This window comes from Streptomyces sp. NPDC012769 (assembly GCF_042901205.1).
GTDB lineage: Bacteria > Actinomycetota > Actinomycetes > Streptomycetales > Streptomycetaceae > Streptomyces.
In genome coordinates this window covers 1-19,951 of record NZ_JBIBCP010000003.1, presented here as the reverse complement: position 1 = coordinate 19,951, position 19,951 = coordinate 1, and the positions used below count along the sequence as shown (strand labels likewise).

At 70.9% G+C, this 19,951-nt stretch carries 18 protein-coding genes, 1 rRNA gene and 1 riboswitch; of the genes, 4 read left to right on the top strand and 15 right to left on the bottom strand.

All coding sequences use genetic code 11. The features are described 5' to 3' along the window. Positions 1-26: 26 nt before the first annotated feature. Positions 27-647, bottom strand: coding sequence for a PadR family transcriptional regulator (locus ACFY7C_RS15435; protein WP_389649603.1), 621 nt, complete (start codon positions 645-647; stop codon positions 27-29). Positions 648-830: 183 nt separating this feature from the next. Here ACFY7C_RS15435 and ACFY7C_RS15430 point away from each other — a divergent pair, with 183 nt between their 5' ends. Further along, complete coding sequence (locus tag ACFY7C_RS15430) at positions 831-1,640, top strand: PhzF family phenazine biosynthesis protein (protein ID WP_389649600.1); 810 nt, start codon at positions 831-833, stop codon at positions 1,638-1,640. 100 nt (positions 1,641-1,740) lie between these two features. Here the strand turns inward: ACFY7C_RS15430 and ACFY7C_RS15425 are convergent, their stop codons facing one another. After that, entirely contained in the window at positions 1,741-2,532 is a 792-nt protein-coding gene (locus ACFY7C_RS15425) for a CPBP family intramembrane glutamic endopeptidase (protein ID WP_389649597.1), read from the bottom strand. A gap of 63 nt (positions 2,533-2,595) precedes the next feature. Continuing rightward, positions 2,596-4,104, bottom strand: coding sequence for a glutamate--cysteine ligase (locus tag ACFY7C_RS15420; RefSeq protein WP_389649594.1), 1,509 nt, complete (start codon positions 4,102-4,104; stop codon positions 2,596-2,598). Between the two features lie 486 nt (positions 4,105-4,590). Between ACFY7C_RS15420 and ACFY7C_RS15415 the strand changes: the two genes are divergently transcribed. Both ACFY7C_RS15415 and ACFY7C_RS15410 read left to right on the top strand, forming a co-directional pair. After that, positions 4,591-5,202, top strand: a complete 612-nt coding sequence (locus ACFY7C_RS15415; protein WP_389649591.1) for a hypothetical protein — start codon at positions 4,591-4,593, stop codon at positions 5,200-5,202. A gap of 302 nt (positions 5,203-5,504) precedes the next feature. Continuing rightward, positions 5,505-5,711, top strand: coding sequence for a DUF5999 family protein (locus ACFY7C_RS15410; RefSeq protein WP_352080233.1), 207 nt, complete (start codon positions 5,505-5,507; stop codon positions 5,709-5,711). Positions 5,712-5,807: 96 nt separating this feature from the next. On the opposite strand, the gene gcvP is transcribed toward ACFY7C_RS15410, so the two are convergent. Beyond that, positions 5,808-8,693 (bottom strand): aminomethyl-transferring glycine dehydrogenase, encoded by a 2,886-nt coding sequence (gene gcvP / locus ACFY7C_RS15405; RefSeq protein ID WP_389649588.1) that lies wholly within the window; start codon positions 8,691-8,693, stop codon positions 5,808-5,810. 177 nt (positions 8,694-8,870) lie between these two features. Beyond that, positions 8,871-8,969, bottom strand: a riboswitch (glycine riboswitch). A 113-nt stretch (positions 8,970-9,082) separates the two neighbouring features. Here gcvP and ACFY7C_RS15400 point away from each other — a divergent pair. Beyond that, the gene (locus ACFY7C_RS15400; RefSeq protein ID WP_389649585.1) at positions 9,083-9,457 is read left to right on the top strand and encodes a PRC-barrel domain-containing protein; all 375 of its coding nucleotides are present in this window, start codon (positions 9,083-9,085) and stop codon (positions 9,455-9,457) included. 119 nt (positions 9,458-9,576) lie between these two features. Here ACFY7C_RS15400 and ACFY7C_RS15395 read toward each other — a convergent pair whose 3' ends face one another. From ACFY7C_RS15395 to rrf, 11 genes are all read right to left on the bottom strand, one after another. Beyond that, positions 9,577-10,992 (bottom strand): DNA polymerase IV, encoded by a 1,416-nt coding sequence (locus ACFY7C_RS15395; RefSeq protein WP_389649582.1) that lies wholly within the window; start codon positions 10,990-10,992, stop codon positions 9,577-9,579. 82 nt (positions 10,993-11,074) lie between these two features. Continuing rightward, positions 11,075-11,698 (bottom strand): MerR family transcriptional regulator, encoded by a 624-nt coding sequence (locus ACFY7C_RS15390; RefSeq protein ID WP_389649579.1) that lies wholly within the window; start codon positions 11,696-11,698, stop codon positions 11,075-11,077. Between the two features lie 181 nt (positions 11,699-11,879). After that, on the bottom strand, positions 11,880-12,353 hold the full coding sequence (locus ACFY7C_RS15385; protein WP_265866874.1) for a bifunctional nuclease family protein: 474 nt from the start codon (positions 12,351-12,353) through the stop codon (positions 11,880-11,882). Positions 12,354-12,406: 53 nt separating this feature from the next. Further along, positions 12,407-13,150 carry a MerR family transcriptional regulator gene (locus ACFY7C_RS15380; RefSeq protein WP_389649574.1) on the bottom strand — a complete coding sequence of 248 codons (744 nt, stop codon included), beginning with the start codon at positions 13,148-13,150 and terminating at the stop codon, positions 12,407-12,409. Between the two features lie 28 nt (positions 13,151-13,178). Further along, entirely contained in the window at positions 13,179-14,141 is a 963-nt protein-coding gene (locus ACFY7C_RS15375) for an FHA domain-containing protein (protein ID WP_389649572.1), read from the bottom strand. Between the two features lie 61 nt (positions 14,142-14,202). Continuing rightward, positions 14,203-15,132 (bottom strand): DUF881 domain-containing protein, encoded by a 930-nt coding sequence (locus ACFY7C_RS15370; protein ID WP_389649569.1) that lies wholly within the window; start codon positions 15,130-15,132, stop codon positions 14,203-14,205. Between the two features lie 5 nt (positions 15,133-15,137). Next, positions 15,138-15,470 carry a small basic family protein gene (locus ACFY7C_RS15365; protein ID WP_015032176.1) on the bottom strand — a complete coding sequence of 111 codons (333 nt, stop codon included), beginning with the start codon at positions 15,468-15,470 and terminating at the stop codon, positions 15,138-15,140. Next, positions 15,467-16,393, bottom strand: coding sequence for a DUF881 domain-containing protein (locus ACFY7C_RS15360; protein ID WP_389649567.1), 927 nt, complete (start codon positions 16,391-16,393; stop codon positions 15,467-15,469). The genes ACFY7C_RS15365 and ACFY7C_RS15360 overlap by 4 nt, the downstream gene beginning before the upstream one ends. 111 nt (positions 16,394-16,504) lie before the next feature. Then, positions 16,505-19,000 (bottom strand): sugar phosphate nucleotidyltransferase, encoded by a 2,496-nt coding sequence (locus ACFY7C_RS15355; protein ID WP_389649564.1) that lies wholly within the window; start codon positions 18,998-19,000, stop codon positions 16,505-16,507. A gap of 114 nt (positions 19,001-19,114) precedes the next feature. Then, positions 19,115-19,723 carry a CDP-alcohol phosphatidyltransferase family protein gene (locus tag ACFY7C_RS15350; RefSeq protein WP_389649562.1) on the bottom strand — a complete coding sequence of 203 codons (609 nt, stop codon included), beginning with the start codon at positions 19,721-19,723 and terminating at the stop codon, positions 19,115-19,117. A 135-nt stretch (positions 19,724-19,858) separates the two neighbouring features. Further along, positions 19,859-19,951, bottom strand: a 5S ribosomal RNA gene (gene rrf, locus ACFY7C_RS15345); the annotation flags it as partial.

Genomic DNA, 19,951 nt, shown 5'->3' with positions numbered 1-19,951 from the left:
GCCTTCCCTTCCGGGACCGGAACCGCTCAGTGCTCGTCGGCCAGGATCAGATACAGCTTCTTGCGGGCCTCGGTGATGACCTCGACGGCCTTCTGCCGCTGCTCGGCGCTGCCGGTCTTCCAGACCTGGCCGAACGCCTCCATCAGACCGAAGCCGGCCTGCCGGACCTCGTTGAGGGCCTCCCAGTCGACGCCGCGTCCGGCTTCCTCCCACGGGGCCTCGGGCCCCGCCTCGGCCTCCGCGCGCCCGGCGTCGGTGAGCGTGAACAGCTTCTTGCCCCCCTCGCTCTCGCTGACGATCAGCCCTTCGTCCTCCAGCAGCTGGAGGGTCGGGTAGACCGAACCGGGGCTGGGCTTCCAGGCGCCGCCGCTGCGCTCGCCGATCTCCTGGATCATCTCGTAGCCGTGCATCGGACGGTCCTTCAGCAGGGTCAGGATCGAGGCGCGCACATCGCCGCGCCGGGCCCGTCCGCGGCCTCCGCCGCGCCCGCCCCGGCCGCCGAAGCCGCCGCCCCAGGGTCCGCCGCCGAAAGGCCCCGGCCCGAAGGGGCCGAAGGCGGCGCGCCGCCCCTCGAAGTCACCGCGAGGGCCGGGCCCGCAGTACCCACGACCGGGTCCGTGCTGGTGCTCGTGTCCATGTGTACGCATCGCAACGCTCCTTCCATCGGGATTCATCGTTGAACTGTCGCGATGCTTCAACGATATATCGGAACACTTCGTTCGGCAACACTCCGAACCCCCGACCGGCGGCCCCCGGACCGCACCCGACCGGTCCAGCTCTCCCGAATTGGCCTTGGCCTGCGGTTTTCCGCATCCGGTACGTTCCGGCTCATGCGGATTCGAATCGTCGACGCCTTCACCGACCGGCCCTTCTCCGGCAACCCGGCCGGAGTCCTGCTCCTCGACTCCTTCCCGGACGACGACTGGCTCCGGAAGGTGGCCGCCGAGGTCAACCTCTCGGAGACCGCCTTCGCCCACCCCCTGCCGCCGGGCGGCGAGGCGGACTGGGCGCTGCGCTGGTTCACGCCCACCACCGAGGTCGACATGTGCGGCCACGCCACCCTCGCCACCGCGCACGTCCTGCGCGGCGAGGGCAGGGCGACCGGCACCGTCCGCTTCGCCGCCCGCTGCGGCGTGCTGCTCGCGACGGCCGAGCCGGACGGCACCATCACCCTGGACTTCCCGACGTCCTCGCTGACCCCGGTCCCGGTCCCCGACGGCCTGGCGAAGGCCCTGGGCGCCGAGCCGGTCGCCGTCCACGACACCGCCGCCCACATCGGCGACCTGATCGTCGAGCTCGAGGACGAGACGACGGTGCGGAACCTGAGTCCGGACTTCGCGGCCCTGAAGGTCCTCTCCGAGCGGGGCGTGATCGCGACCGCCCGCGCGGACCGTCCCGAGGGCGACTACCAGTTCGTGTCGCGCGGCTTCTTCCCCGCCGTGGGCGTCGACGAGGACCCGGTCACCGGCAGCGCCCACACCGCCCTCGCCCCCTACTGGGCCCCGCGCTTCGGCCGCGACGAGCTGACCGGCTTCCAGGGCGGCGCCCGCACCGGCATCGTCCGCACCCGGCTGCGGGGCGAGCGCACCCACCTCAACGGCCACGCGGTCACCGTCATCGACGGCGAGCTGCACGCCTGACCCCACCGCCACCCGGCCGGCCACCCGGCCCGCGACACGACGAAGGGGCGTACGGCCGATGCCGTACGCCCCTTCGTCGTCCGCTCACGTCGTCCTCCGCTCACGGGGTGGGCAGCCAGCCCACCTTCCCGGCGAGCAGCCCGTAACCGACGAAGGCCACGATGTCGAGCAGCGCGTGCGCGACCACCAGCGGCCCGACCCGCCCCCAGCGCCGGTACAGCCACACGAACACCACGCCCATGACCATGTTGCCGACGAAGCCGCCGATGCCCTGGTAGAGGTGGTAGGAGCCGCGCAGCACCGAACTCGCCGCGAGCGAGGCCGTCGGGGACCAGCCCAGGCCGTCGAGCCTGCGCAGCAGGTAGCCGACGACGATCACCTCCTCCACGACGGAGTTCTGCATCGCCGAGAGGATCAGGACCGGATACTTCCACCACACCTCCGGCAGCGACTCGGGCACCACCGTGAGGTTGAAACCGGCCGCCCGCGCCCCCAGGTAGAAGGCCAGGCCCGCGCTGCCGATCCCGGCCGCCACCAGCGCCCCGCGCCCCAGGTCCGGCCACGGCCGGGTGCGGTCGAAGCCGATCGCGCGCAGCCCGCGCGCCCCGGCACCCTCCCGCAGCAGCAGATGGGCGACCAGGACGACCGGCACCAGCGCGGTGGCGATGCCGAAGAGCTGCCAGGCGAGGTCCAGCCAGGGCCGCCCGGGCGCGTAGGAGCCGTTGAGCGTGGCCGCCTGCTCCTTCAGCGCCCCCGGCCTGGTCAGCGCGCCGACGAAGCTGATGAGCGAGGAGACCGCGCTGGCGCCGAGGGACAGCGCGAGCACCAGCAGCGTCTCGGAGCGCAGGGTCGTGCGCGGCAGCCCGTCAGGTGGCGGGGAAGCGTCCCTCACTCGTTGCTCCGACACCACACCTGTCTCCCATTCCCCATCGCTTGCCGGGTACGGGAACCCTACCTACACGGTGCCGTCCACCCCCACCGGCCAGGTGTGCACCGGCTCCCCGGTGAGCATCAGTTCGCGGTAGCGGCGCGTGGTGGCCGCGAGGGCCTCCGGCCGGTCGAGGCCGGACTCCAGGGCCTGGTGGAAGGTGTCGGCCTGCCAGGAGGCGCCGTTCACCCGCCGCCGGCAGCGCTCCTCGATCACCCCCAGGTAGAAGTCGCGGTCGCGCCGCTCGACGTGCCAGGCGTCGAGCCCGGACGCGGCCAGCGGGAGCAGTTCGTCCAGGACGAGCTTGACCGCCGGCACGGTCCCGACCCCTCCGGAGCGGCCCGGCCGCGGCCAGCGCAGCTCCGCCTCGATGCCGTGGCGGCACGCGGTGTCGAAGTTGTGGTCGGCGTCCTCGAAGGCCATCCGCTTCCAGATCGGCCGGGACTCCTCGGCGAGGGCCCGCACCAGCCCGTAGTAGAAGACGGCGTTGGCGATGACGTCGGTGACCGTCGGCCCGGCCGGCAGCACCCGGTTCTCCACCCTGAGGTGCGGGACGCCGTCGACCCAGCCGTACACCGGACGGTTCCAGCGGTAGACGGTGCCGTTGTGCAGGACCAGTTCCTGCAGCCTGGGCACCCCGCCCTCGTCCAGGACCCGCAGCGGGTCCTCGTCCTCGCAGATCGGCAGCAGGGCCGGGAAGTAGCGCAGGTTCTCCTCGAACAGGTCGTAGACCGAGTCGACCCACCGCTCGCCGAACCAGGTGCGCGGGCGCACCCCCTGCGCCTGGAGCTCGGGCGGCCGGGTGTCGGTGGCCTGGAGGAAGAGCGGCGGCCGGGACTCGCGCCACAGCTCCCGGCCGAAGAGGAAGGGCGCGTTGGCGCCGACCGCTATCTGGACGCCGGCGATCGCCTGCGCCGCGTTCCACACCGCGGCGAAGCGGGGCGGGGTCACCTGGAGGTGCAGCTGCACCGACGTGCAGGCGGCCTCGGGCACGATCGAGGCCGAGGTGCAGTGCAGCCGCTCCACGCCGTGGATGTCGAGAGTGAAGTCCTCGCCCCGGACGGCGAGGATCTGGTCGTTGAGGAGCGTGTAGCGGTCGGCGACGGAGAGGTTGGCCAGGACCGCGTCGTCCTGGGTGAGGGTCGGCAGTATGCCGATCATCACGACTCCGGCGCCGACTTCCCTGGCCTTGCGGTCGGCGTATCCGAGTCCGGTACGGAGTTCCTCGGCGAGCCGGTCGAATACATGGCCGTCGAGCCGGTGCGGAGCGATGTTCACTTCCAGATTGAACATTCCGAGTTCCGTCTGGAAATCGGGACTGGCGATACGGTCGAGCACCGGTGTGTTCAGCATCCGGGGGCGGCCGTCCTCGCCCGCGAGATTGAGCTCGATCTCCAGACCCATGAGATTGCGGGGCCGGTCGAACCGCTTCTCCGCGAGCAGCCGCGCGAGGGCGGCGAGGCATTGCTGGAGCTTTCTGCGGTAGCGCTGACGGTCGGACGGGCCGAACCCGTCGGCCACGACCTTCTCCCCCATCGAAGCGTCCCTCCCGAGTGGGCAGCCGCCACGACGGCCGCGAGCGTCACGGACGATGATGCCCCGACCCGCTGATCCATAACGCCTGCGGGGCGGACGGTTTGGCGGATAGTCTGGAGCGGGATCTCCGGAGGCAGTCCCTCAGGGCATATGGCAATGGACATATACCAAAGTCATATTGTCCCGGGAGGTGGGGTCGGGATTCGGCCGACCGGTCCGGCGGGGAAAGTGCAGGCAGACGATCCACCGGACGCAGGCATTCCACCGAATCACCCTGGGAATACGACCGAATGACGCCTTGTCAGGAATATCGGCGACCTCTAGCGGAAACACTGTGTGAACACGTGTCGTATAAACTCCGCGCACGAGGCAGAGTGTTGGCGCCCGGCCATGGGACCCATGGCCCCCCTCTCTGACCCCGTCGCTGACAGCGCCGTCGTACCTGCCCACGCTTCACCGTGTCTCCTGAGTGAGAGGCGACCCACTATGCTCCGACCCTCCCCGGCCCCCGCGCCGGCCCTCCGCAGTGTCCTCGCGGCCCTCGGATCGCCCTCGGCGGTCCGCGAGCCCCGAACCCCGGCCCTGCGGGCCGCGCAGGGACCGCTGAGCCCCGAACTGCCCCTGCCCGTCCACCTGCTGGGCGTGCCCGGCGCCACCGGAGCCGCCGGCGCGACAGGGCAGCAGCCACCCAGGACCGTGCTGGCCGGCTGGCGCTTCCTGATCAGGAACGGGGACCGGGCGATCGCCGCCGCCGACACCATGCTCACCCCCGACGGGTGGTCCTTCTCCCACTTCTTCGAGGGGCCCTACGTCACGGCCACCGAGCGGGCCCTGATCCAGGCCGAGGCGCTCGTCACTCCGTACCAGCCCCGGTTGCTGTCCGTACCGCAGCTGTACATGCTGACGCTGTGGCTGCACACCGACACCGAGGCGGACGGCGCCACCACCGAACCCGGCCCGGACGACCTCCTGGTGCCGCTCGCCCCCGCGCCGCCCGGCATCGCCGCCAACCGCCCCTACCGGGTCGCCGACCTCCTGCCCGTCATCGGACTGCGTCTCGCGCCGCCGCCCCTGCTGGGCTCCGCGGCGCCCGCCTGATCCACCGCACGCGCACCCGCGCCCCGGGACCACCGGTCCCGGGGCGCACTGCTGTCCGAGGAGGCTCCCGTTCGGACTAGCCCACTGGGACCACCCCGAACCCCCCGAAGAGAGGGGGTGGTTGACCTGAACCGCCCCTGCGGGTGATGCGTCTTCCCCGGAGAGGACGAGCTGCCGCGAAATCCCTGCGGAACGCCGTCCTTGGGGCAAGACTGGGACCGGAACCGAACCGACCTACGGGGGCGGCCATGCCTACGAAGAGCCGCAGGACATCCACCACGACGCAGCGAAAGAACCCACCCATGTGCCAGCACCAGCCCGCCTGTCCCACCGCCGACTCCGCCGACCGGGAGGCCGCCCGACGCGTGGCGCACCACCCGGAACAGGGTTGGAGCCTGCTGTGCAACGGAGTCCTGATCTTCGAGGACACCGGTGAGCTGCTGCCGGACGGGCGGATCATCGCCCCGCACCGCCCGCTGACCGCGGCGCGGGTGACGACGGCGGCCTGAGAAAAGCCCGAGGGCCGGCCCGGAGGATCCTCCGGGCCAGCCCTCGACTCATGTTCCGTCGTCGTCGCTCAGCCGTCGTCGGTCAGTCGTCGTGGCTCAGTTGTCGTACTCGTCCAGCGGAGGGCAGGAGCAGACCAGGTTGCGGTCGCCGAAGGCCCCGTCGATCCGGCGGACCGGCGGCCAGTACTTGTCGGCGGTCGAGACGCCGGCCGGGAAGACCGCCTCCTCGCGGGTGTACGGGTGGTTCCACTCGCCGCCGAGCGCGGCCGCGGTGTGCGGGGCGTTGCGCAGCGGGTTGTCCTCGGCCGGCCACTCGCCGGAGCCGACCTTCTCGATCTCGGCCCGGATCGCGATCATCGTGTCGCAGAAGCGGTCGATCTCGGTGAGGTCCTCGGACTCGGTGGGCTCGATCATCAGCGTGCCGGCCACCGGGAACGACATCGTCGGCGCGTGGAAGCCGTAGTCGATCAGTCGCTTGGCGATGTCGTCGACGCTGACGCCGGTCGCCTTGGACAGCGGGCGCAGGTCGACGATGCACTCGTGGGCGACCAGACCGGCCGGGCCCGTGTACAGCACCGGGTAGTGCGGCTCCAGTCGCTTGGCGATGTAGTTCGCCGCGAGGACGGCCACCTGCGTGGCGCGCTTGAGGCCCTCGCCGCCCATCAGGCGCACGTACGACCAGGAGATCGGCAGGATGCCCGCGGAGCCCCACGGGGCGGCCGAGATCGGGCCGACGCCGGTCTCCGGGCCCGCACTGGGCTGGAGCGGGTGGTTCGGAAGGTACGGGGCGAGGTGCTCGCGCACCGCGACCGGGCCGACGCCGGGGCCGCCGCCACCGTGCGGGATGCAGAAGGTCTTGTGCAGGTTCAGGTGCGAGACGTCGCCGCCGAAGTGGCCCGGCTTGGCGAGGCCGACCAGGGCGTTGAGGTTGGCGCCGTCGACGTACACCTGGCCGCCGGCCTCGTGCACCAGGCCGCAGATCTCGGAGACGTGCTCCTCGAACACGCCGTGCGTGGACGGGTAGGTGATCATCAGCACGGACAGCTCGTCGCGGTACTGCTCGATCTTGGCCCGCAGGTCCTCGACGTCGACCTCGCCGTCGTCGGCGGTCTTGACGACGACGACCTTCATGCCGGCCATCACGGCGGAGGCGGCGTTGGTGCCGTGCGCGGAGGACGGGATGAGGCAGACGGTGCGCTGGTCGTCACCATTGGCCCGGTGGTACGCGCGGACCGCGAGCAGACCGGCGAGCTCGCCCTGGGAGCCGGCGTTCGGCTGGAGGGAGACCTTGTCGTAGCCGGTGACCTCGGCCAGGCGCTCCTCCAGCTCGGTGATGAGCGTGAGGTAGCCCTGCGCCTGCTCGACCGGCGCGAACGGGTGGATCTGACCGAACTCGGGCCAGGTCACCGGCTCCATCTCGGTGGTCGCGTTCAGCTTCATCGTGCACGAGCCGAGCGGGATCATGCCGCGGTCGAGCGCGTAGTCGCGGTCGGCCAGCTTGCGCAGGTAGCGCAGCATCGAGGTCTCGGAGCGGTGCGCGTGGAAGACCGGGTGGGTCAGGTACGTGTCGGTGCGCAGCGCGTCGACGGGCAGCGCGTCCTCGGTGACCGCGTCCAGGGCCTCGATGTCGGCGGTGACGCCGAAGGCGGTCCAGACGGCGGCGACCTGGGTGCGGGTGGTGGTCTCGTCGCAGGAGACCGAGACGTGGTCGGCGTCGACGCGGTACAAGTTCACACCGCCCTCGCGGGCGGCGGCGACGACGGCGTCGGCGCGGCCCGGGACACGGGCGGTGAGGGTGTCGAAGAAGGCGCCCTGGGTGAGCTCCACGCCTCCGGCGCGCAGACCGGCGGCGAGGATCGCGGCGTAGCGGTGGGTGCGCTGCGCGATCTGCTTCAGGCCGTCCGGGCCGTGGTAGACGGCGTACATGCCGGCCATGACGGCGAGGAGCACCTGCGCTGTACAGATGTTGCTGGTGGCCTTCTCGCGACGGATGTGCTGCTCGCGGGTCTGCAGGGCCAGGCGGTAGGCCTTGTTGCCGTCGGCGTCGACGGAGACTCCGACGAGGCGGCCGGGCAGGGAGCGGGCGTGCTTGTCCTGGACGGCCATGTAGCCGGCGTGCGGGCCGCCGAAGCCCATCGGGACACCGAAGCGCTGGGTGGTGCCGACCGCGATGTCCGCGCCCAGCGAGCCGGGCGAGGCGAGCAGGGTGAGCGCGAGCAGGTCGGCGGCGACGGTGACGATCGCGCCGAGCTCGTGGGCCTGGTCGATGACCGGCTTGATGTCGCGGATCGCACCGGAGGCGCCCGGGTACTGGATGAGCACGCCGAAGACACCGCGCTCGGCGACCTCGGCCGGGATGCCGGCGGACAGGTCGGCGACGACGACCTCGACACCGGTCGGCTCGGCGCGGGTCTCGATGACGGCGATGGTCTGCGGCAGGGCGTCGGCGTCGATGAGGAAGACACCGTTCTTGACCTTGCCGACCCGGCGGGACAGCGCCATGGCCTCGGCGGCGGCGGTGCTCTCGTCGAGCAGCGAGGCGCCGGAGGTGGGCAGGCCGGTCAGGTCGGCGACCACGGTCTGGAAGTTGAGCAGCGCCTCCAGGCGGCCCTGCGAGATCTCCGGCTGGTACGGGGTGTAGGCGGTGTACCAGGCCGGGTTCTCCATCACGTTGCGGAGGATCACCGGCGGGGTGAAGGTGCCGTAGTAGCCGAGGCCGATCATCGGCGCCAGGACCTGGTTGCGGTCGGCCAGGGCGCGCAGCTCGGCCAGGACCTCGGCCTCGGTGCGGGCGGCCGGCAGGCCCAGGGCCTCGGCGTTCTTGATGACGTCCGGAACGGCCGCGGCGGTGAGCTCGTCCAGGGAGCCGTAACCGACCTGGGCGAGCATCTTGGCCCGCGCCTCGGCGTCGGGTCCGATGTGCCGCTGCTCGAAGGGGATGCCCTGCTCGAGCTCGGCGAGCGGGGTGCGGTTGGCGGTCATGTGCGGGGGCCTCCTGGTCGTCACGACCTGCGAGGGGCACCACGGCGCGGGTGCCCGGACGGCCTCCCCCTCTGTCATCCAAACCTGAGAGCTTCACCGGCCCGCCTGACGGAGGACCGGCTTTCACCGTCGGTGAGAGCGGATGCCGTCGACGCCCGCCCTGCTTTCCAGAGTGACCTCGTCCGCGCGGTACAGGGGCCTGAGAGATTCCGGGGAGGATTTGCTCCTTCGGCGCCTCCGAAAGGATTCTCCGGAGGACTCTCCCGCGCGGGGTCGACAGCCACAGCCAGCCTACCAGCGCCGTTCCGTCTCCCATCGCTCAAGTGGCCGACATCCCAGATGTGCACTTTCGTAGGGGTGTAGCGCAGTTGCGACCCGTTGGAGGGACCGTGCAGACCGATATCGATCCGCGCAGCCTGATCGGCCGCAAGGCCTACGACCGGAACGGGCACAAGATCGGCACCGTCGACGAGGTGTACCTGGACGACGCCACCGGAGTCCCCGAATGGGCCGCCGTCCGCACCGGCCTCTTCAGCCGCGACGCCTTCGTCCCCCTGGAGCCGAGCGAGCTGGTGGGCGAGGCCCTCCACATCCCGTACGAGCGCTCCCTCATCAAGGACGCCCCCGACTTCGGCGTCGGCCGTCACCTCTCGCCCGAACAGGAACTCCAGCTCTACCGCCACTACAGCCTCGCACTGCCTCCCGCGCCCCAGGACACCCCGGACCGCGACTTCGGCCGTCTGGCGGGCCAGGAGGAGGCCTGACGGCCGCCGGACCGGCACCGGGCGACCGGGCCACCGGCCGCGCGGGTGCCTGACGGCCGCCGGACCGGCACCGGGCGACCGGGCCACCGGCCGCGCGGGCCGCCGCCGGGGCCGTGAGGTCAGGCCGCCGCTCCCGTAGCCCCTCCCGGGACCAGCGGCAACGGGTCCGCGGGCTCGAGCTCCGGGTCGTCGACCGGAAACGTCCGCACCCGACCGGGCGCCGAGCCCGGCTCCTCGAAACGGACGGTGACCCGCCCGACGCCGCTGCCCTGCACCCACCCGTGCCCGTGGACGGCGTGCCGCACGTCGTGCCCGGCGGCCCAGCGCCGCTCCGCGGTCTCCGTGGCCGTCGCGGGCGCGGCCGGCACCGCGGCGGCCACCGCCTCGGAAGCCGTCGCCGGATCCCGCGACTCCCCCGGCTCCCCCGCCTCCCGCGCCGCCTGGGCCAGCTCCGCCTGCTCCGCCTCGGCCTGCGCGAACAGGTCCTCCTGCGTGTAGTCGGCGAGGCCGCTGACCCCGACCCCCAGCAGCCGCACGCCACCGGTGGTGTCCACCAGGTCGAGCAGCCGCGCCGCCGCCTCCTTCACCACCACCGGATCGTCCGTCGGCCCGCGCAGCGTCTCCGACCGCGTCAGCGTCGAGAAGTCGTACCGCCGCACCTTCAGGACGATCGTCCGCCCCGAGTGGCCCGACCCCCGCAGCCGCGCCACACACCGCTCCGCGAGCCGCTCGACCTCCAGCCGGATCCGCAGCCGGTCGTGCAGGTCCACGTCGAAGGTGTCCTCCACCGAGACCGACTTGGCGTCCCGCTCGGCCACCACCGGCCGGTCGTCGTGCCCGAGGGCCATCCGGTACAGCGAGCCGCCGTGCGCCCGCCCCAGCAGCCGTACGAGCTCGTCCTCGCCCGCCTCCACCACATCGGCGACCGTGATGATCCCGGCCCGCCGCAGGTGCTCCCCGGTCGCCGGACCGATGCCGGGGATGATCCGCACCGATCGCGGCCCGAGCAGCTCGCGCTCCGTGCCCGGCTCGATCAGCACGAGACCGTCCGGCTTGGCCTCCTCCGAGGCGATCTTCGCGAGCATCTTGGAGCCGGCCAGCCCCACCGAGCCGGTCAGACCGGTCGTGGCCAGGATGTCGCGACGCAGCCGCTCCCCCGCCGCCCGCGCTCCCGCGCTGTCCTCGGCCACTCCCCCGGCCTCCAGGTCGACGAACGCCTCGTCGAGGCTGAGCGGCTCCACGAGCGGCGACAGCCGCCCGAGCAGCTCCATCACCTGCCCGCTGATCGCCCGGTAGAAGGCGAAGCGCGGCACCAGATACGCCGCGTTCGGGGCGAGCCTGCGCGCCTGCGCCATCGGCATCGCCGAGTGGACCCCGAAGCGCCGCGCCTCGTACGAGGCGGTGGCGACCACCCCGCGCGGCCCGAGCCCGCCCACCACCACGGGCTTTCCGCGCAGGCTCGGCTTCGACGCCTGCTCCGCGGCGGCGAAGAAGGCATCCATGTCGAGATGCAGGATCGTGGGCGCGGCTCTCACGGTTCCGATGCTGCCCTACGCCACTGACAATCGGCCCGCACGCGCGTACGGGCCGCTCCGATCCGGGCCGGGGCCCGGAAGGTCAGACGGCCCGGTCCCGGCGCCGGCGCGCCAGCTCGTCGGCCGGGTTGTGCCCGATCAGCGTCTCGCCGGTGTCCACACGCTCGCCGTGCAGCTGTGACAGCGCCGCCTCGACGTCCCGCCACACCACTCCGACGGCGATGCCGAAGACGCCCTGCCCGCCCTGGAGCAGGTCGACGACCTCGTCCGGCGAGGAGCACTCGTAGACGGTCGCGCCGTCGCTCATGAGCGTCATCCGCTCCAGATCGCGAAAGCCCCGGGCCCGCAGGTGCTGCACCGCCGCCCGGATGTTCTGCAGGGCGACCCCGGTGTCGAGGAAACGCTTGACGATCTTGAGGACGACGACGTCACGAAAGCTGTAGAGCCGCTGGGTCCCGGAGCCGTACGCGGGCCGCACGCTCGGCTCGACGAGACCGGTGCGCGCCCAGTAGTCCAACTGGCGGTAGGTGATGCCGGCCGCCGCACAGGCCGTGGGGCCGCGGTAACCGATGGCGTCAGAGCCCACGTCCGCGTCCGCGCCCTCGTCCGTGCCGAAGTCGCCCACGCTCCCGTGAAGCGGATACGGGCCCTTCTCCCCGGGGGCACGCCCCAGGAAGCCCCCTGCCGTACCGTCGCCGCTGCTCATCACGCCGACCCTCCGTCCTTGACCTGCCCACACGAAGGTAGGCAGTCACTCGGGGTGCGTCAACGATCGCCACACTCGGCACGCCGAGTGATAATCACCCTGAGAGTGGTTTCGCGTACCCCACTCCGGGGAAAGGCTACTCGAATGCTCCGAGGGCGCTCTCCGGCGACGACCTGACGGCCTACTGGTTGCCGGTCCCGAAGTCCTCCGGCGAGATCTGGTCGAGGAACTCGCGGAACTTCTCCACCTCGTCCTCCTGCTCGTCCGGAATCGCGATCCCCGCGTCGTCGAGCACACCGTCACTGCCGTAGATCGGCGTTCCCGTGCGCAGCGCCAGCGCTATCGCGTCGGACGGCCGGGCGCTCACCTCCACACCGCTGGCGAACACCAGCTCGGCATAGAAGACGCCGTCCCGCAGATCCGTGATGCGGACCTCGGTGAGCTCCTGCCCCACGGCCTCCAGGACGTCCTTGAAGAGGTCGTGCGTCAGCGGCCTGGCCGGGGCCATGCCCTGCTGGGCGAAGGCGATCGCGGTCGCCTCCCCCGGTCCGATCCAGATGGGAAGGTAGCGGTCGCCTCCCACTTCACGCAGGAGCACGATCGGCTGGTTGGAGGGCATTTCCACCCGGACACCCACAACGTCGAGCTCGTTCACACAGCAACCCTAGGACGTGCCCGACCGGTTTGGGTAGTCGGGCCGGTCCGAGATCACTGCAGACGGAGTCCGAGCGCGGTCTGGACCAGTGCCGCGTGGAGCCGTACGGAGAGTCCGGCGAGCTCCTTCGCGGTCGCCTCCGCATGGGCTCTGGTCTGGGGATTACGGTGCCTGCGCAGCGGCGCCACCATCTGCTCGACCAGACCGGCCTCCCGGTCGGCGGCCGCCTTGACCGCCCGTAGATGCCGGGGCTCCAGACCGAATCTCCCCAGGTCCGCCACGAGCTTGGCGACGGTCACGGTCTCGGCGTCGTAGCCGCCGCCGTCCGCCTGGGCAACCAGGCCGTACGACTCCCATTCGGCGAGCTCGGTCTCGGTCACCTCCGCGGCGGCGAGCAGCTCGGCCCGGCCGATCCTGGCCGCCGTGGGCCGCTCGGCGTCCGCCTCCAGGGCACCGTCCAGCAGGTCCCGCTGGGGGCTGGGCGAGGGAAGCCTGATCTGCTCGCCCCGGGCGAGGGCGTCGAGATGCTCGCGGATCACCTTGAGCGGCAGATAGTGATCGCGCTGCATCCGCAGGATCTGGGCGAGCCGCTCCACGTCCTGCGGGCTGAACTTCCGGTAGCCGGAAGCCGTCCGCCGGGGCTCGACGAGCCCCTCGGCCTCCAGGAACCGGATCTTGGAGATGGTCACTTCGGGAAACTCGTCGCGCAGCTGGCTCAGCACCGTCCCGATGCTGAACAGCCGGTCGCCCGCGGCGGCGGTGCCGAGTCCGGCACCGCCCGTCGGTGTACGCAGCATGGACCTTCCCTGAAGGTTCTCCGGAGCGTCACACGCCCCGCTGGCTCGCGAAGAAGACGAGCCGGTACTTGCCGATCTGCACCTCGTCACCGTTGGAGAGCACGACCGAGTCGATCGGCTCCCGGTTGACGTACGTGCCGTTGAGGCTGCCGACGTCCGACACCGTGAAGGTGCCGTCCTGCCCGCGCCGGAACTCCACGTGACGACGCGACACGGTCACGTCGTCCAGGAAGATGTCGCTCTGCGGGTGGCGGCCGGCCGTGGTCAGCTCGCCGTCCAGCAGGAAGCGGCTGCCCGAGTTCGGACCGCGCCGCACGATCAGCAGCGCCGAACCGAGCGGCAGCGCCTCGACGGCGGCGAGCGCCTCGGGCGGCAGCGCCGGGAGCGCGGTCTGACCGGTGACCTCCGAGTCGTAGGCCTCGAGCCCCGAGATGGAGATCGTCGAGGTCGTCTCGGAAGCGCGCTCCGGGGCCACCCCGCCGCGCAGCGGCGCGCCGCAGTGGGAGCAGAAGCGGCTGTCGGCCGTATTGCGGTGACCGCACCTCGTACACACCGGCATGGACGCGTCCTCCTGCCGCGGCTGCCCCGCGGAGGTCTGGGTCGCGTACGGGTCGGGGACGAACCCTCCACCCGTACCTGAGGTTGATGGTTCTCCGAAACCTATGCGCGCGGCACCGGCAGGGTCAACAGAAGACGCGCCCTGTGTGCCCGGAATGTCGCCACCCGGTCCACCGACCTCATCGCGGAAGAGGGGGCGCTCGCCGCCCTGTTCCTCACCCTGCGCGTGACGCGGCGCGCGATGCTTGGCGTTGCCGCCGTCCTCGCGTCCGCTCTTGCCGAACAACTTCGCAAACAACTTCACGGGCGATTCCCCTTGACCGAAACAGACCCGCCCGTGGGGCAGGACGAACCCTGACTGAACACACCTGCCGACCCGGACATCTTCACAACGTCCGTATCCACTCGACAGTTTCCACCACGCACCACCCATGTGGTGCGGCGACCCCCCGCAAGGTCATGCCCTTGCCGCGCGACCGTCATCGACCCCCGCCTCACTGCGAGGACGACCGAGCGTAGTCAGGCCGCTTCGCAGGCCGCAAGGCGTCGACGACGATCTTCCCGGAACGCTGCACCGTGGCCGTGGCCTGCTCCTTCTCCAATGTCTGGACGACACCGCCGGGGATGTTGAGCGCGGGCTCGAGATCCTCCGGCTTGCCGATGACCTTGAAGACGTACGGAGCGGCCACCTGCGTTCCATCAATCCGCATATCGCGTCCGCTGCCCGAGAAATAGCTGTCCGCCACCACCCGCACGTCGTTGACCTGGATCGCCTCCGCGCCCGCCGCCCGCAGCTCCTGGATGGCGTCGAGGAGCATGTCCGACTCGATGGCACCCGTGGAGTCCGTGATCGTCAGCGTGATCCCCGGCCCCTCGGCGGCGACCGTGCCGGCCAGGATGCCGAGCTGCCGCTCCTTCTCCTGGGTCTGCCGACGCGCCTCCTCGGCCTGGTCCGAGCTGGACTCCAGCTCCGAGCGCTGGCTCTCCAGACGCGTCTTCTCGTCCTCCAGGCGCTGGGTCCGGTCGTCGAGCTCGTCGAGGATGCGCACCAGGTCCTCCTGGCGGGCACCGCGCAGCGCGCTGTTGTCGCTGGTCGACCGCACCTGGATGGCGAGCCCGAGACCGAGCACGAACAGCAGCAGCGCCACGATGAGTTGGGCCCGGCTCACCCGCGGCGGCCACAGACTGGCGGCCAGCCGCTGACGGCCGGTGACCCCGGACTCGGCCGCCGCCGGCGCCGAAGGACCGGCCGGCGCCGCAGGCTGCGGCTGCGGCTGAGACGGCGTCTGGCCTTGCGGCTGCGGCTGCGGCTGCGGCAACGGCACGTGCCGCCCCTGCGGCTCCGGGCGCGGCTGCGGCTCGGGCCGGGGTTGCGGCCGGGACTCCTCCGGCTCCTGCGCCGGGTTCTTGTCGTTCTCGCTCATCGGCCTCACGCCCGGAACACGTGCCGCCGGATGGCGGCCGCGTTGGAGAAGATCCGGATGCCGAGGACCACGACCACGCCGGTCGACAGCTGCGCGCCCACGCCCAGCTTGTCGCCGAGGAAGACGATCAGCGCGGCCACGACCACGTTGGACAGGAACGACACCACGAAGACCTTGTCGACGAAGATCCCGTCGAGCATGGCCCGCAGCCCGCCGAAGACCGCGTCGAGGGCGGCGACCACGGCGATCGGAAGATAGGGCTCGACCACCGCCGGAACCTCGGGCCGGACCAACAGTCCGACCACGACTCCCACGATCAGGCCCAGTACGGCGATCAAGATGTGCCCTTCCCTGTGTCGGCCGTGGCCTGCCCGGTGGCCTTCGCCCCGGCTCCCCTCGGCTCTGCTGTTCGTACGATCAGGCTCGGCGCGGCCGGCAGACGCACATCGCCCTCCGCCGAGATGCTCGTACGGATCCCGAAGTTCTCCTGCAGCGCGTGCAGATACTGCCCGTCGGCGCTGTCCTGGAACGCGGTGCTCAGCCGCTGCCCGTCGCCCACGGCGAGGATCGTGTACGGCGGCACCAGCGGCTTGTTGTCGACCAGTATGGCGTCACCCGCGGCTCGGATCGCCGACAGCGCCGTCAGCCGCTGCCCGTTGATCGCGACCGCCTCCGCGCCCGACTCCCACAGGCCGTTCACCACCCGCTGCATGTCCCGGTCGCGCACCCGCCCCGTGTCGGAGAAGCCACTGCTCTCCCGCGGCCCGCCGCCCCCCGTGTCGGTGCCCTTGGCGTCGTCCACGACGAGCCTGACGCCCGGCCCGTGGACCGGCGTCGCCCCGGACAACAGCGCCACGAGCTCGGCCTGGTCACCCCCGTGCTGCTCCAGCGCCTTGCGCTGCCGCTCCCCCACCTCGTCACGGATCCGCTCGACGTCCTGCTCCAGCCGGTCGGCCGCCGAGGTCTCCGACTCGATCCGGTCGATCAGCTCCTGCCGCTCCTTGGCCACCACCGGCGCGGACACCCGCGCCTCGGCCGCACCCAGCGTCACCACGGCGGCCGCGAGCACCAGGCCGACCGCGAGACCGAGCTTGGCCCGGATCGTACGGGGCAGGCCACCGCCCTCGGCCGCGCGCCGGGCCGACGCCTCCGCGTACCCGTCGTCGAGCGCGTGGTCGATCACGTTGTTCAGCAGCGACATGGACGCGTCCGGCCGCGGAGGGGGCGTTCCTGTGCTCCGAACGGGGGGCTGCTGCGACATGCCGCACATCGTCGCACGTCGCACGCCCTACCGCCGAATGGCCCCTCCGAAGAGCCGGGAGGTACCGCCCGGTGCCTCCCGGCTCTCTCAACCCCTACGGGGACCGGTCACTCAGTGGCCCGCGCTGTCCACCACCGCCGACCACTCGTCGAGCAGGGCCTGCGCCGAGGCGTCGTCCGGGCCCTCCGCCCACAGATGGGTGACCGCCTCCGCCGGGTCGGGCAGCACCATCACCCAGCGCCCGTCGGCCTCGACCACCCGCACCCCGTCGGTGGTGTCCACGGACCGGTCCCCGGCCGCCTCCACCACCCGGCGCATCACGAGCCCCTTGACCGCCCACGGCGTCGCGATGTCCCGCTTCAGCACATGGGCCCGCGGAATCCGCGCGTCGATCTGGCTCAGGGTGAGCTGGGTCCGCGCCACCAGACCGATCAGCCGGACGAAGGCCGCGGCGCCGTCGAAGACGCTGCTGAACTCCGGAACGATGAATCCGCCCCGGCCGTCGCCGCCGAAGATCGTCGACTCCTCCCGGCCGACCCTCGTCAGATCGTCCGGCGAGGTCGTCGTCCACTCCACCTGGGTGCCGTGGTACGCGGCGACCTGCTCGGCGATCCTCGTGGTCGTCACCGGCAACGCCACCCGCCCGGATCTGCGCTCGGCCGCCACCAGGTCGAGCAGCACCAGCAGCGCCCGGTCGTCCTCGATGATCCGGCCCCGCTCGTCGACGAGCGACAGCCTCTCGCCCACCGGGTCGAACCGCACACCGAACGCGGCCCGCGCCGACGCCACGATCTCCCCGAGCCGCACGAGACCGGCCCGCCGGCTCTCGGCAGACTCGGTCGGCCGTGATTCGTCCAGGCCCGGATTGATCGTGAGCGAGTCGACCTGGAGCCGACCCAGCAGGCTCGGCAGAACGAGCCCGGCGCTGCCGTTGGACGCGTCCACGACCACCTTCAGACCCGCCTCGGCGATCCCGGAGGTGTCCACGTTCCGCAACAGCGATCCGGTGTACGAGTCGAAGACGCTGGCCGGGAAGGACAGGTCGCCGATCTCGCCGGGGAACGCCCGCCGGTACTCCTGACGTGCGAAGACCCGGTCGAGCTTGCGCTGCCCCGCCTGCGACAGGTCCGCGCCGCGCTCGTCGAAGAACATGATGTCGACGGAGTCCGGCACACCCGGCGAGGTCCGCACCATGATTCCGCCGGCGCTGCCTCGTGCCGTCTGCTGCCGGGCCACCGGCAGCGGCACGTTCTCCAGGTCGCGTACGTCGATGGCGCTGGCCTGCAGGGCCGAGATCACCGCCCGCTTGAGCGCTCGCGCACCCCGGGAGTGGTCACGGGCCGTGGTGACGGTCGCACCCTTCTTCAGCGTGGTCGCGTACGCGCCGGCGAGCCGCACCGCCAGTTCGGGCGTGATCTCCACGTTGAGGATGCCGGAGACGCCTCTCGCCCCGAACAGATGCGCCTGCCCGCGGGACTCCCAGATGACGGAGGTGTTGACGAAGGCGCCGGCCTCGATCGTCTTGAACGGGTAGACCCGGACGTTGCCCTGCACGATCGATTCCTCACCGATCAGGCACTCGTCACCGATGACCGCCCCGTCCTCGATCCGGGCCGCCCGCATCACATCGGTGTTCTTGCCGATGACGCAGCCGCGCAGATTGCTCTGCTGCCCGATGTAGACGTTGTCGTGGACGACGGCCTTGTGCAGGAAGGCACCGCTCTTGACGACCACATTGGAGCCGATCACGGTGTGTTCCCGGACCTCCGCCCCGGCCTCGACCTTGGCGTAGTCGCCGATGTACAGCGGCCCGCGCAGCACGGCGTCGGGATGGACCTCGGCCCCTTCGGCGACCCAGACCCCGGGGGAGATCTCGAAGCCGTCGATGTCGACCTGGACCTTGCCCTCGAGGACGTCGGCCTGCGCCTTCACGTAGCTCTCGTGGGTGCCGACGTCCTCCCAGTAGCCCTCGGCCACATAGCCGTAGATGGGCTTGCCTTCCTTCATCAGCTGCGGAAAGACATCACCCGACCAGTCGACCGGGACATCCGCCTTGACGTAGTCGAAGACCTCGGGCTCCATGACGTAGATGCCCGTGTTCACCGTGTCCGAGAAGACCTGCCCCCACGTGGGCTTCTCCAGGAATCGTTCGACCTTTCCTTCCTCGTCGACGATCGTGATGCCGAATTCCAGCGGATTGGGCACCCGGGTCAGACAGACCGTGACGAGAGCGCCCTTCTCCTTGTGGAAGGCGATCAGATCGGTGAGGTCGAAGTCGGTGAGCGCATCGCCCGAGATGACGAGGAAGGCGTCGTCCTTCAGCGCCTCCTCGGCGTTCTTCACGCTCCCCGCGGTGCCGAGCGGCTTCTCCTCGTTCGCATAGGTGAGCTCCATTCCGAGCTCTTCGCCGTCCCCGAAGTAATTCCTGACGAGCGAGGCGAGAAACTGCACGGTGACGACGGTCTCGTTGAGACCGTGCCTCTTGAGCAGTCGCAGGACGTGCTCCATGATCGGCCGGTTGACCACCGGCAGAAGAGGCTTGGGCATGCTCGAGGTCATGGGGCGAAGGCGGGTGCCTTCACCACCGGCCATCACGACGGCCTTCATGTCGGAAGCGTCCTCCTTGAAGAGACGACGGTCCTGCCGACTGTGCCTGTCCGCTCAACGGGCCCTGGGGCGTCCTCGTTCATGCCGGCGCCGTTGCTCGGCAGACGGACGGGCTCAATCGGCCGCGGTATCCGCCTTCACGAGTCGACGGACCTGGACCACGTAGAGGATCCCTGCCCACCAATACAGAGTTGTACCCCATCCGGCGAAGGCCCACCCGAAAACTTCGGCGAGTGACGCCAGCCATCCGTTTCCGTCACTGAGCAGCAGCAGCGGGAACGCGTACATCAAGTTGAATGTGGCAGCTTTGCCGAGGAAGTTCACCTGCGGCGGCGGATACCCGTGCCGGCGGAGGATTCCCACCATGACCAGCAGCATCAGCTCGCGGGCCAAAAGGGCGACGGTCAGCCAGAGCGGCAGGATCTCCCGCCAGGTGAGGCCCACCAGCGTGGAAAGGATGTACAGCCGGTCGGCGGCGGGGTCGAGCAGCCGGCCGAGGTTGCTGATCTGATTCCAGCGCCGGGCGAGCTTGCCGTCGAGATAGTCGCTGACGCCGCTGAGCGCCAGGACGAGCAGAGCCCAGCCATCACTGTTGGGCCCCCCGAACTCGGGGCGAAGGATCAACCACAGGAACAGCGGCACGCCGGCGAGGCGCGCCATGCTGAGGATGTTGGGGATGGTGAGGACCCGGTCCGTTTGAACGCGAGTCTCCTGGACCTCCACCCGGGGGCCTCCTGTGGGAACGAGCTGACGATGCCCCATGACCTTACCTTCAGCCGCGAGGACCGGATGCACAGGGGTCTCCCAGAACGCAGAAAAGCCCCGCACCATAAGGTGCGGGGCTTTCCCACAATGATTGTTCGGCGGTGTCCTACTCTCCCACAGGGTCCCCCCTGCAGTACCATCGGCGCTGAAAGGCTTAGCTTCCGGGTTCGGAATGTAACCGGGCGT